Origin of the sequence: Bacillus sp. FJAT-28004, from assembly GCF_001280845.1 — a bacterium.
In the GTDB taxonomy this organism is placed as follows: domain Bacteria; phylum Bacillota; class Bacilli; order Paenibacillales; family Paenibacillaceae; genus Pristimantibacillus.
The window spans coordinates 591,590-604,182 of the sequence record NZ_LGHP01000001.1; the positions used below are offsets into that span (position 1 = coordinate 591,590).

Genomic DNA, 12,593 nt, shown 5'->3' on the forward strand with positions numbered 1-12,593 from the left:
TATTCATAAGACTTCCATATGAATTTGAATCGTTAGTTCGTATAATAGAGAAGATAGTTAACCATATAGAGAGAAGATATAAATATTATATCTCAGTTTTACTTACAGGAGAATTCATGAAACCGACAATAGAAAGTATTTTGCAAAACCAATTGAACAACATTCAGGCCGAGGTTATTATGACCGCCTATACCGAAAACGAGCCGGGCTGGTTCGAGCAAAAAACCGAGCCAGATTTTTTCCGATTTTGTTATACAGAAAAGGGAGAAGCCAGGCTTAACATACAAAATGAGAGTTATAATTTGCAGCCTGACACGCTTTATTTTTTGCCTGCGGGTACACAACAATCGTTTGGGACAGTGGGAAATGAAATTTTTGGACGATATTGGTGCCATTTCCGATTGGCGCTGAGTGATTTTCAAGTCATAGATACTTTACAGCTTCCGCCATTTGTTTATGTGAAGGATAGACAGATGATGAAGGACCTTTTTACAAAAATGAATGAATATCAGCATTGCCATTCGATTACGAGAGAGCTGCGGCTAAAGTCGGTATTGCTCGAGCTGCTTGCCTACTATTTGGACGAGAGCCATGTTCAGAGACAAACACTTCATCAACCTAGTTTAGAGGTGAAATGGAATGAGGTACTCGCTTATATTGAGGAGAATTTGCATCAAAATATACAAATCAATGAGCTGGCGAAGTTTGCTTTTCTTCATCCTAATTACTTCATTACATCCTTCAAAAGCATCATGGGCTGCTCGCCGATCCAATATGTGACGAATCGCCGCATCGCGATCGCTAAGCAGCTGCTCATGGAAACGGAGCTTCCGGTAGCAGTCGTGGCGAAGCAGGTGGGCATGCAAAACCATTATTTATCAAGGTTATTCAAAAGATATACAGGCATCACACCGCTTCAATACAGACGAATTGGTAAGAGCAGCGGAGGCAACCCAAAAAATCTTACAACGAGAAAGAACGAGGAGAAGAACAAATAATGGGAGAAATAGACGTAAAGACGTATTTTAGCACAGAGCTTCTAAATTGGTATCGACTGATTAAGCGTGATTTGCCATGGAGGATGAATCGCGATCCTTATCGGGTATGGGTATCCGAAATTATGCTGCAGCAGACGAGGGTAGATACGGTTATTCCATATTACAACCAATTCATGAGTAAATTCCCAACCGTAAGGGCGCTTGCAGAGGCTCCAGAGACGGAAGTGCTCAAAAGTTGGGAAGGTCTAGGTTACTATTCGCGCGCTCGGAATTTGCAAGCAGGAGCCAAAGAAGTAGTAGAGCGTTATGGCGGCATCGTGCCAGATGACAAGGCCTCCGTTGCTGGATTAAAGGGCGTTGGACCTTATACTAGCGGTGCGATTATGAGCATAGCGTTTAACCGTCCAGAACCGGCAGTTGATGGAAATGTTATGCGTGTGCTCTCTCGATATTTTTGCTTGGAGGATGATATTGCGAAAGCATCTACGCGAGTGAGCATTGAGAAGCTGGCTGCTTCGCTTATTCCGGAAGGCGCTGCCGGCGATTTCAACCAAGCGCTGATGGAGCTAGGAGCACTCGTATGTACGCCGAAGTCTCCAAGCTGTTTGCCATGTCCCGTAATGGAGCATTGTGAGGCTAGACTTGCAGGCAGAGAGACGGAATTGCCGATTAAGACGAAGGCGAAGCCGCCTCGTCCAGAGTTCAGGGCGGCGGCAATCGTTGTCGGCAGCGGGGAAAATGAAGGCAAAGTGCTCGTTAGGCAGCGGCCAGCTACAGGCCTACTAGCGCAAATGTGGGAGCTTCCGCATTTGCTGTTGCCGCTGGATAAGACGAAATGGCTGGATGAAACAGCGCCGAAGGAACAGGGAGAGCTAGCCGAGATGATCAGCCGAATGGTTGAGGAGGACACTGGACTTCTTATTCGGCCGCGCAGCTGGTTTATGGATGCCGATCATATTTTCAGCCATATTCATTGGAAAATGCGATTTTATTTGGCGGACTTGGGTGATGAGTCCTTTTCAATTGCAGACGCAGACCTAGCTATTGCGTCCGAGAGCACAGCTGTTGCTGCTGAAGCAGGGTCCATTTATGAAGTGATTCGAAAGTCAGCTATTATAGATCATTCTAACGAGACACATTTGGAGCAAATGGGCTCTTATCGTTGGATTACGAAGGAAGATATGGATACGCTGCCGTTTCCAAATTTATTTTTGCGCATTTTAAAGCAATTTTGGGAATAAATGAATAGAAGAGCTGGGGGAGAAGAATATGAGCGATATGCTAGAGCTGTTGTTGGAGCATAAAATAGTAGCAATTTTACGAGGAATTGAAGATCGGCATGCGGATGCAACGGCGCAGGCTTTAATTGATGGCGGTATTCATATGATGGAAATTACAATGAATACAGACGGTGCAGCAGCTATGATAGATCGTTGGCGCACGAAGTTTGATGGAAAGGCTGCAGTGGGCGCTGGAACGGTAACGGATGTCGCCCTTGCTAAGCAGGCTGCTGAGGCAGGAGCCCAGTATCTCATATCGCCTAACTTGGATGAGGAAGTTATTGCATATGGCCGCGAGCACGGCCTCTCAGTATGGCCAGGTGTTATGACACCGACAGAAATTGTGAAAGCTTGGAAGGCTGGAGCGGATGCTGTGAAAATATTTCCGATGGGTACTCTTGGCATAGGATACTTGCAGGAAATTCGCGGACCGTTGAACGATATACCGATGATTGCTACTGGCGGAGTGGATCTACATAATATTGCAGATTACTTTAAAGCAGGAGCAAATGCTGTCGGAATGGGCAGTAAACTCGTCAATATGGAATGGATTCGGGAGGGGAAATTCGCTCAAGTAACGGAACGAGCTCGGCAATTTGTAGAAATTGTACGTACGTTATAGAGCAAGGAGGTTATAACATGGACGCAGTCTTATGGATGTTAATCATCTTCTTCATTATTGTTTTGTTACTGGCCGCGTTAATCTGGCAAATGGGCGTGCGCAGCCAGAAACCACGGAAGATAATGAATGCGGATGCTCCTGATGTTAACACGCAGTGGCAGTCCGTGTCCTTCACCAATCATGGCTCTAAGCTAGAAGGCTGGCTGCTTCAACCAGCTTCCAACGACTTGCCTAATGAGGGGCTTACCCCTCTAATTGTCATTGCGCATGGTTGGGGTTCAAACCGAACGAGAGTACTTCGGTATACGCGTCCGATTTATGAAGCAGGGTTCGCAATCTTGATGTATGATGCGCGCAGCCACGGCAACAGCGACTCTATTTCTGCGCCTTCCGCGCTCATGTTTCGGGATGATGTACTCGCTGCAGTAGAAACGGCTAAAAGTCTCCCAGGCATCGATCCAGACCGAATTGCGGTACTAGGTCATTCACTCGGTGGATTTGGGACGCTTCTCGCACTTGATCAAGGTTTGAAAGTGAGGGCGGTCGTAACGGATTCGATGCCCGTCCACTTCGATACAATGATGAAGTCCGAATTGCGACGCAAAAAACTACCGCTTTTTCCACTAGCCTATCTGATCCCAATGATATGGCTTATTCGTTCACGCATATCGTGGTCGCAGTTTAAAGAGGCCAGTATTCCTGCGGTATTAGCTAGACATGCGGGCAGTTCGGATATTGGGCGTACGCCGGTTATGATGATTCACTCGATTGGTGATGAGTTTATTAGTGCGGAGGATCTGAAGCGGCTAAAAGAGCAATTGCCTGAACAAATGATTCGAACACTGTTCGTATCAACAAATGGACATAGCACATCAGAGCAAGATCCTAACTTTTGGGAGAAGGTTATTCCTTTTTTGCTGGAATCCATTGAACATGCATCTATCAAAAAGGAAGCCCACGGCACGAGGCTGCAGGCTTCAAGAGAGAATATATAATAAAGGGGGGTCATGAATTTATTATATAAGCATAAGATGAAACCAAGATGAGAGAAATATTACAGTTTGATTACAGGAGGTTCGAATGCGTAGAGTAGCTTCCAAACTGTTGGTGGTTGTCGTCATCGTAGTGGCTGCATTTTGTCTGGACCTAAAGCTGGATTTATTTCCGGCCGCAGCAGAGTCGGAGGAGGTTACCGCTATGGATGAAACGAATAAGATGGAGCGCTTGGAGCTTGAACTTGCTAAACATTTCAAAGCTCGGTCCGAGCGATTTTCGGTGACATACACGGGGGACAAGCAGGAACTATCGAGTAAGATGACGGAGGTTATACGTGCTGCCCTAAAGCATGATGATTATTCAGCTTACATTCTTGAATCCTATATCTATACGATTCGCAGCTGGGGAAATAAATCGACGATCGCTCTTGAAGCGAGATATCGCGAAACACTCGAACAAACTGCAGTTGTAGACCGTGAAGTAGCAAAGGCGCTCCGATCCATTATAGAGCCGGGAATGAATGAGCATGAGAAAATAAAAGCCATTCACGACTGGGTCGTTAGCCATGTGGAGTATGATAAGTCATTGAAGCATTATACTGCGTATGATGCTGTGACACTTGGAGAAACAGTCTGCCAAGGTTATTCTCTGCTAGGCTACAAAATGCTCAAGGAAGCGGGACTGACGGTATTAATCGCAGAAGGTACTGTGAATACGGGTGAACATGCATGGAATATGGTGCAGGTAGACGGAGTTTGGTACCATTTGGATCTAACTTGGGATGATCCGGTCGCTGCAGCGGCGGCAGGCAACCAAACAACTGTACAAACTGTTTCGCCAAGCGAGAGTACGATTCGCTATAACTATTATTTGAGAACGGACGAAGAATTGCGGGTCGATCACCAATGGACCAAAACATATCCTGCTGCGAACGTCTCCTATGCGGATACAATTCGCGAGCTGGAGAAGCAAGGGGCGCAGTCAGAGCGCAGCCGCTTCAGCAGGCTGAAGATAGCGCTTGGCTTGCACTGGCTTGAACCAGAATATACGGTATCAAGCTCAGAGCAGCTGAATCAAGTTATTCAATCGGCGCTTGATTCGAAGACAGGTAGCTTAGCATTCAGATATGAGCAAGGCGATCAATTCCCAGCAGCTTTGAAGGCTGCCTTCAAACGAATAAACGTAGCCGTCGGCTATCGGGCAAGCTACGAGCCTTATGCTGGAGATCAATCACTTCTTGTTAACCTTCAGCTAGAGTATGCGAAATAGAATGGAATGAGGATGGGATGAGGTGCAGAGATGTACCTCATTTTGCTTTAAAGGAGCTCGCATGACAAAGGGGGTGCATCTTTGCACCCCCTTTGTGTTTCGATAAAGTCAATTATTGCTCATTTTTCCTTGCCGCGGTCATTTGCTGCCATACCGAGCCTGCTGCTTCTTCACCGCGTTCAATCCGCTCAAGTGCCATTTTGGCTTGAAGCTGAATTTCGAACTCATTATCGTTTGCGGCTTCGCGGAGCGCTTCGATAGCTGACTCATCTCCAGCCTCATAGAGAAAGCGTGCCGCACGCCACCGGACAAGCTTGTTTTTGTCCCGCAGCGATTCAATCATCGGTCCAACTGCAGCCGGATCACCAAGATCGGATAGTGTATCGCCAGCAGTCCTTCTAACGGAAGTCGAGGAATCGCGCAGCGCCATAAACAAATAAGGCAGCGCTTCAGACGATCGCAGATCACCAAGATAAATAACGGCTAGACGACGAATAGAAGTGTTCTCGTCCTTAATCGCTTGTGCAAGTAATGGCAAACCTTCAATAGAGGATACGAATCGCTCCAATGCTGCATAACGAACCTGCCAATCCGGCGAGTTGAATTGCTCCTCAGCTTCTTCAAAAGTAAGAGGAGCAGGTCTTACAACAGCTGGCGCATCTCCTACAGCGCTAGTATTCCCTTGCAAAATGACCGCTTGTACGAGAGTATCCAATCTCTCACTCGGATAGGAAGCTTCCAGCTCACGTACAATTTCAGCTGCAATTTCCTCAGGCTCGCCATAGCGGACACCAAATTCCTCCAGCTTGCGTTCGCGAATCATGCCTGAGCCGGCGGCGAGGCTAACCGCCTCGCCAAACGGAGAAGGAAGCGCCGACCTTGCCTCGATGTCTCCCATTCTTACGCGCACCTGCATCGGAATGCCGCGATACATTTGAACGAGCACCTGCGCTTCACCAAAGCTTGTTGAGGGTCCTTTTCCGTTGCCGTCCTCATTGTCATCATCAGCAACCTTCTGCAGCAATTGTCCTGCTTCAGCAAGTATAGCTGCCCAATCTGCTCCAGGCTTGCGGTCAAGCGCAATAAAGTCAGCTGTGCGGAACAAGCTCTTAACACCGTTTATTTGCAAAAGTTGCTGAAGCAGCTCAGGAGCATCGCTTGCTTCACTCGCTTTATAGGTGAGTCTGCGACCGCGCGGCAGTGTCTCATCGACGTTCAGCTTCATAGAATTTGGGCTTGGCGTTGGTTCTATTGAAATTAGTTTCATAAAGAAACCTCCTAGGGTAAGTGATGTATAGACATTCATCTGTTGTATTTGTGTAACAAATGCTGTGTCGAAAGCGTAATCTTATGTGTAAAAGCTTTATAATCAAGTGTAACTGATTTCATGTTAGGATGCGAACAATCAAGCGGGAGGCTGTCTCTAATTCATATTTCTGGAGAGACTGTCATACGAGAGCTTGGATGGTTTCGCATAAATAACAAATTTGCATTGTGAGCCGCTGGCTTGGTATCTTAATAAAACAACAAATGAATGCGAAGGAGGGATGGACGGTTGAAGTTAAAACGATTTGCAAACATAGATCCTATCGAGCAGCACACTTCTTTAAAGCAATTCAAAAGATGGCGTCAGGAGCGCATTCGCAAGCTGAGAATGAAAGATTATTCATTCACCGTTCCGAATGTTGAACCTGACATCGCATACTTGGAGAATAACAGAAAATGGCCTTCTATTACTTGGGTGGGGCATTCGACCTTTTTTATTCAGTTCGGCGGTTTGAACATTATTACGGACCCTGTGTGGTCGACTCAGATGGCGTTCCAAAAAAGGCTTTCAGAGCCAGGTATCAAGGTTGAAGATGTACCGCCAATTGATATCGTGCTTATTTCTCATTCCCATTATGACCATTTAAATATAAACTCGCTGCGCAGGCTGATTGGCACTAGACAATTGCTTGTACCAGCTGGACTCGGTGCTAAGCTTCGGAAGAAGGGTTTTCTCAGAATCAAGGAGCTGCATTGGTGGGAATCCGTTATGTATAACGGCGTTAAATTCACATTCGTGCCTTCACAGCATTCGACTCGCCGCAATCCATGGGATACGAATAGCTCGCATTGGGGCGGCTTTATCATTGAGCGTCCTGCATCACGAAGTGAAAAGCTCGTAAGCCGTGTTCGTGAAGATTCCGAGGGTGGCGACAGAGGTAAATCAGCCGCAGAGTCGCGAGCGCAAATCGCAAGCGCGTCCGAACCTGCCGCAGCACGAATTCGTCCGTTTTTTAGTGAGCAAGGTTCAGGAGAGCGACCCGTCATTTCCGATTTCCCGACCATTTATTTCGCTGGGGACAGCGGTTATTTTCAAGGTTTCAAGGAGATCGGCCGCCGCTTTCCTGTTGATGTAGCATTATTGCCAATTGGGGCCTATGAGCCGGAATGGTTCATGGCACCTCAGCATATTACGCCGGAGCAAGCGCTTCAAGCATTCGATGATTTGGATGCTAAGTGGTTCATACCGATGCACTATGGCGCGTTTAAGCTTGCTGATGATACGCCTCGTGAAGCGCTCGATCGCTTGGAGGCTGAACGCAGAAAACGTTGTATTGCCGATGATCGTATTCTAGTTCTGCCGCATGGCGAGACATGGCGTTTGTCCGGCAAATAACAAACGAGTACAAAGCTTCGCCAAATTTGAGCAATGACGACGATATGTGAAAGAGTTATACTGGCTAAGTATAATACTAGCTAAGTATACAAAGCGGAAATTCGATGGAGCTTAGGTTTGCATGCGCAAATCTAAGCTCTATCTTACGAAGCAAGGTACCTATAAGGAGGAGCAAGGAATGATTCATGCAAACATTCGTCTAGGTATTATCGGTGCAGGTGCAATCGGTAGCATACATATGCAGACATTCAATAAAGTCGATGGTATTGATGTAGTTGCTGTAACGGACGTTTACCTTCCGCTTGCTGAGCAGCGTGCTGCTGAATACGGTATTGAAGCGGTTCATCCAAGTCCGCAATCATTGCTTGAGGATTCGTCGATCGATGCGGTAGTTATCGGTGTACCGAATCAATTTCACGCTGACCTTGCTATCGAGGCATTGAAGCAGGGCAAGCATGTTCTTCTGGAGAAGCCGATGGCGATTGATTCCGAAGCAGCGCGCTTGATCGTAGAGGAAGCTGAGAAATCAGGTAAAATACTGATGATGTCGCATCAGATGCGCTGGAGCGGACTAAGCCGCGCGCTTAAGCAGCGGATCGATAACGGCGATGTAGGCCACATTTACAATGCAAAAGCAGGTTGGTTCCGCAAAAAGGGGATTCCCGGCTGGGGTTCGTGGTTCACTCGCAAAGACCAAGCAGGCGGCGGTCCGCTTATTGATATCGGCGTTCATATGCTTGATCTATCGCTCTATCTAATGGGTAACCCGAAGCCCGTTTCCGTATACGGCTCGACATATGCTGAATTCGGACCAAACCGTCTCGGAACAGGAACATGGGGAACGCCAAATTGGGACGGATATTACGACGTTGAGGATCTTGCTTCGGCGCTTATTAAACTTGATAATGGAGCGACATTGTCGCTTGAGGTTAGTTGGGCAGCACATTCAGCCTTCCTGCCTGAAGATCCGTTTATTCATTTGATGGGAACAGAGGGCGGCGTAGCCATCATTGGCAATAACGGCAAATACGTTACGCATGAGAACAATGAGGTCGTTGAAAGCGACATCGTTCCGCTAGAAGGCGAAGAGGATCGGATTCTGATGAGCCGTCATTTTGTAGATTGCATTCGCGAAGGCAGACAGCCGATTACGTCCGCGTTGTCAGGTTATACAAATAACCGTATTCTTGACGCCATATATGAATCATCCCGGACGGGCAATGAAGTTAAACTGAATTGGAATTAATGTTTTTATAAGCTGCAACTTCGCAACAACATAAAAGCTTAGAAGCCTTCCCAAATGCGCCAACCGCTTCAAGGTCGCATGGAGGAAGGTTTTTTTACGGTGTGATCTATGAATTAAAAGTGTTCCTTGCTGCTGGATTGTCTATCCAAATGCCAAGGCAAAGGCAAAAGAAGGTTCGGTTTCCTTGCATACTGTGGTATAATAGATCAAGATAAAGTGATTTTGTAGTGAAGGACGGGATTAAACGAATGATTAGTACAAGTGGCATAACGCTCCGATACGGGAAGCGTGCGCTTTTTGAAGATGTTAGCATTAAGTTCACGCCAGGCAACTGTTATGGCTTGATCGGCGCTAACGGCGCGGGCAAATCGACCTTTTTGAAAATATTATCCGGTGAAGTAGAGCAATCGCACGGAGAAGTGCATATAACGCCGGGTGAACGGCTAGCCGTTCTAAAGCAGAACCATTATGAATACGACGAGTCAGTTGTACTTGAGACGGTAATGATGGGTCACAAACGTCTTTATGAAGTAATGAAGGAGAAGGACGCTTTGTATGCAAAAGCAGACTTCACTGATGAAGATGGTATGCGTGCAGGTGAGCTTGAAGCAGATTTCGCAGACATGAACGGCTGGGAAGCTGAGTCTGAAGCAGCAGAGATGCTAAATGGACTTGGTATTACTCCTGACCTGCATGACAAGAAAATGGCTGAGCTAAGCGGCAACGAGAAAGTTCGCGTATTGCTGGCTCAAGCATTGTTTGGTACGCCGAACATTCTATTGCTCGATGAGCCTACCAACCACTTGGACATTGAGTCCATTCGCTGGTTGGAAGATTTCCTTGCCGATTACCAAGGGACTGTTGTCGTTGTCAGCCATGACAGGCACTTCCTGAATACGGTATGTACACATATTGCGGATATCGACTTTGGTAAAATCCAAATGTATGTCGGCAACTATGACTTCTGGTACGAATCCAGCCAGCTTGCTTTGCAGTTGATGCGCGGAGAGAACAAGAAGAAGGAAGACAAAATAAAGGAATTGCAGGCGTTTATTCAACGTTTTAGCGCGAATAAATCGAAAGCGAAACAAGCAACTTCGAGACAGAAGCTTCTTGAGAAAATTTCGCTTGATGATATTCGTCCATCGAATCGTAAATATCCGTTTATCCTCTTCAAAGGTGAGCGTGAAGCGGGCAAGCAGCTTCTGCTTGTTGATGGCTTGACCAAAACGATTGACGGCGAGAAAGTTATCGACAATCTGACGATCGCTCTTAATAAAGGCGATAAAGTTGCATTTGTTGGACCGAACAGCTTGCCTAAAACTTTGCTTTTCCAATTGCTTGTTGGTGAAGTTGAAGCGGATGCGGGCAGCTACTCATGGGGTGTAACAACATCGCAGGCTTATTTCCCGAAAGACAACTCTCCCTATTTTGATGGAGTGGATTTGAACCTTGTGGAATGGCTGCGTCAATATTCGAAAGATCCGGATGAAACCTTTATTCGCGGATTCCTTGGCCGTATGCTCTTCTCGGGCGATGATGCAATGAAGAAAGCAAGCGTATTGTCCGGGGGCGAGAAAGTTCGCTGCATGCTCTCCAAGATGATGCTAGAGGGCGCGAACGTATTTATTTTGGATGAGCCAACGAATCACTTGGATCTTGAATCCATTACGGCTCTGAATAACGGTCTGACAGATACGGATTGTACAATTTTGTTCACTTCGCATGACCATCAGTTCGTTCAAACGATCGCTAACCGTATCGTGGAAATTACGCCTAACGGTATAATCGACCGGATGATGACTTATGACGAGTACCTTGAAAGTGCTGAGGTTAAAGCGCTTCGTGAGCGTATGTACGCGGTTTAATCTACTATAGAGCGTCAATCAGTGAGGGCAGCCTCGCTGGTTGACGTTTTTTTATTTTATCTAGACGTAACAAGGCGAATGTTTGCGTAATTTGAATTAGGATTAGATATTCGTACTTTTTAGAGCATTTTTGACGCTCTTACTAGCTATACTGCATAGCAGCCCATTGCAGAAAGTGCAACAGAAACCTGACATCACACCTCAAATTATGCTTTGCATTGCAGAAATGCAACATATTCAGTCCAGAACTTGAAATATGAGAAGGAAGCTGACGCTTCTGTTGTATAAACTGCAGCTTAGCTTGAGTATTTTTTTGATTGATTGGTATACGTTGTAAAAACTGCAGCGCAGCTTGGGAATTGAGTTGGAGAGAGTAATATAAGAGGACAAACCTACAAAATTTTAGGTTGATTAATGTGGAAAAGGGAGTTATACTACGTTTGAAAAGGTTTTCAGAAAAGGTTTTCAGAAAAGGTTTTCAGAAAGCGTTTTTATCATATCGAAGTTTGTAGCATTGTGAATAGTTCTAAGCTGGGGCAAACTAGTGCATGTAGATCACTAGAGCTTTCACTCATCAAGAAAGGCGTGCCATTATGAAATCAACTATACGGGATGTAGCAAAATACGCAAACGTATCCATAAGCACCGTATCCCGGGTTATGAATGCGCCGGAAACAGTGGTGGAAGAGAAGCGAGTGAAGGTATTGGAAGCGATTGAGGTGCTTCAATACCAGCCGAATGGATTCGCTAGAGGATTGATTTACAAAAAATCAGACACGCTTGGCGTTATGATTCCAGATATCGAAAATCCGTATTACGCAGGACTAATACGCGGGATGCAGGATGCAGCCGTTATGCTAAATCATAGTCTGATGATTTGCAATACGGATCGCGACAAGCAGCGGACAATCGCATACGTGCAAAGTTTTTTTGAGAAGCAAGTAGACGGCATTATATTTACGAGTGATTCTTTGCATGAAGAATATTACGAGGAGATGCAGCGCTATCGTCTGCCATTCGTTCTAGCTTCAACGAATGCTCCGGAATATGATATTCCATCTGTTGATATTGATGATGAGCAGGGTGCGTACGAGGCGGTTAAGCATTTAATTGAAGCAGGACATCGCCGCATTGGTATGATTGGTTTTCCATTAGGAGTTACGATCTCCGGCGAGCCGCGATATGCTGGATTCAAGCAGGCGCTTCAGGAGTTTGACCTCTTAGATTACGCGAATTGCATTGAATTCGCCCTACATCGATTTGAGCATGCTTATGATGCAGCTGAACGTCTGTTAACGCGTTGTCCGGAATTGACGGCTGTTTTTGCAGCTTCGGATGAATTCGCGATGGGAACGATTTCTTATTTGCGTGACCATGGCAAATCCGTTCCCGAGCATATGTCAGTTGTCGGATTTGACAATATTCGAATGGCTCAAATGTTTATACCTAAGCTAACGACGATAGACCAACCGACCTATGATATTGGGTACCGTTCAGTTGAAAAGCTGCATGAGCTAATTACGACAGGAAAAGTTGCTGTGCTCAGAGAGAAGCTGCCTCATCATTTAATCGTGCGGGAATCGACTAAAGCCTATTCATAATTACGCCATCTCTATTTTTTGTAATACATCCATTTCAAAATAATGATAGCG

Annotated in this window: 10 protein-coding genes; 9 read left to right on the forward strand and 1 reads right to left on the reverse strand. The window is 46.0% G+C overall.

Features of this window, described 5'->3' with window-relative positions; all coding sequences use genetic code 11:
* The first annotated feature begins 116 nt into the window (after window positions 1–116).
* The 5 genes from AC787_RS02405 to AC787_RS02425 all read left to right on the forward strand — a co-directional run bounded on the left by AC787_RS02405 (window position 117) and on the right by AC787_RS02425 (window position 5,165).
* The gene (locus AC787_RS02405; RefSeq protein WP_054023337.1) at window positions 117–998 is read left to right on the forward strand and encodes a helix-turn-helix transcriptional regulator; all 882 of its coding nucleotides are present in this window, start codon (window positions 117–119) and stop codon (window positions 996–998) included.
* Window positions 998–2,239 carry an A/G-specific adenine glycosylase gene (mutY, locus tag AC787_RS02410; RefSeq protein WP_054023338.1) on the forward strand — a complete coding sequence of 414 codons (1,242 nt, stop codon included), beginning with the start codon at window positions 998–1,000 and terminating at the stop codon, window positions 2,237–2,239. The genes AC787_RS02405 and mutY overlap by 1 nt, the downstream gene beginning before the upstream one ends.
* Before the next feature lie 28 nt (window positions 2,240–2,267).
* Entirely contained in the window at window positions 2,268–2,900 is a 633-nt protein-coding gene (locus AC787_RS02415; RefSeq protein WP_054023339.1) for a bifunctional 4-hydroxy-2-oxoglutarate aldolase/2-dehydro-3-deoxy-phosphogluconate aldolase, read from the forward strand.
* A gap of 17 nt (window positions 2,901–2,917) precedes the next feature.
* Entirely contained in the window at window positions 2,918–3,895 is a 978-nt protein-coding gene (locus AC787_RS02420; RefSeq protein ID WP_054023340.1) for an alpha/beta hydrolase, read from the forward strand.
* Between the two features lie 85 nt (window positions 3,896–3,980).
* Window positions 3,981–5,165: a transglutaminase domain-containing protein gene (locus tag AC787_RS02425; RefSeq protein ID WP_054023341.1), complete on the forward strand. Its 1,185-nt coding sequence runs from the start codon at window positions 3,981–3,983 to the stop codon at window positions 5,163–5,165.
* A 112-nt stretch (window positions 5,166–5,277) separates the two neighbouring features.
* Here AC787_RS02425 and AC787_RS02430 read toward each other — a convergent pair whose 3' ends face one another.
* Window positions 5,278–6,432, reverse strand: a complete 1,155-nt coding sequence (locus tag AC787_RS02430; protein WP_054023342.1) for a virulence factor — start codon at window positions 6,430–6,432, stop codon at window positions 5,278–5,280.
* 267 nt (window positions 6,433–6,699) lie between these two features.
* Between AC787_RS02430 and AC787_RS02435 the strand changes: the two genes are divergently transcribed.
* The 4 genes from AC787_RS02435 (at window position 6,700) to AC787_RS02450 (ending at window position 12,542) form a co-directional block, all read left to right on the forward strand.
* Window positions 6,700–7,827: an MBL fold metallo-hydrolase gene (locus AC787_RS02435; protein WP_054023343.1), complete on the forward strand. Its 1,128-nt coding sequence runs from the start codon at window positions 6,700–6,702 to the stop codon at window positions 7,825–7,827.
* A 178-nt stretch (window positions 7,828–8,005) separates the two neighbouring features.
* Window positions 8,006–9,073, forward strand: a complete 1,068-nt coding sequence (locus AC787_RS02440; RefSeq protein ID WP_054026851.1) for a Gfo/Idh/MocA family protein — start codon at window positions 8,006–8,008, stop codon at window positions 9,071–9,073.
* A 248-nt stretch (window positions 9,074–9,321) separates the two neighbouring features.
* Entirely contained in the window at window positions 9,322–10,941 is a 1,620-nt protein-coding gene (locus AC787_RS02445) for an ABC-F family ATP-binding cassette domain-containing protein (RefSeq protein ID WP_054023344.1), read from the forward strand.
* Between the two features lie 593 nt (window positions 10,942–11,534).
* Window positions 11,535–12,542: a LacI family DNA-binding transcriptional regulator gene (locus AC787_RS02450; protein WP_054023345.1), complete on the forward strand. Its 1,008-nt coding sequence runs from the start codon at window positions 11,535–11,537 to the stop codon at window positions 12,540–12,542.
* Window positions 12,543–12,593 lie beyond the last annotated feature (51 nt).

Excerpts from the sequence above, each read along its gene's own strand:
- AC787_RS02405 (WP_054023337.1), top strand. The coding sequence starts at position 117 with ATGAAACCGACAATAGAAAGTATTTTGCAAAACCAATTGAACAACATT.
- mutY (WP_054023338.1), top strand. The coding sequence starts at position 998 with ATGGGAGAAATAGACGTAAAGACGTATTTTAGCACAGAGCTTCTAAAT.
- AC787_RS02415 (WP_054023339.1), top strand. The coding sequence starts at position 2,268 with ATGAGCGATATGCTAGAGCTGTTGTTGGAGCATAAAATAGTAGCAATT.
- AC787_RS02420 (WP_054023340.1), top strand. The coding sequence starts at position 2,918 with ATGGACGCAGTCTTATGGATGTTAATCATCTTCTTCATTATTGTTTTG.
- AC787_RS02425 (WP_054023341.1), top strand. The coding sequence starts at position 3,981 with ATGCGTAGAGTAGCTTCCAAACTGTTGGTGGTTGTCGTCATCGTAGTG.
- AC787_RS02430 (WP_054023342.1), bottom strand. The coding sequence starts at position 6,432 with ATGAAACTAATTTCAATAGAACCAACGCCAAGCCCAAATTCTATGAAG.
- AC787_RS02435 (WP_054023343.1), top strand. The coding sequence starts at position 6,700 with ATGCGAAGGAGGGATGGACGGTTGAAGTTAAAACGATTTGCAAACATA.
- AC787_RS02440 (WP_054026851.1), top strand. The coding sequence starts at position 8,006 with ATGATTCATGCAAACATTCGTCTAGGTATTATCGGTGCAGGTGCAATC.
- AC787_RS02445 (WP_054023344.1), top strand. The coding sequence starts at position 9,322 with ATGATTAGTACAAGTGGCATAACGCTCCGATACGGGAAGCGTGCGCTT.
- AC787_RS02450 (WP_054023345.1), top strand. The coding sequence starts at position 11,535 with ATGAAATCAACTATACGGGATGTAGCAAAATACGCAAACGTATCCATA.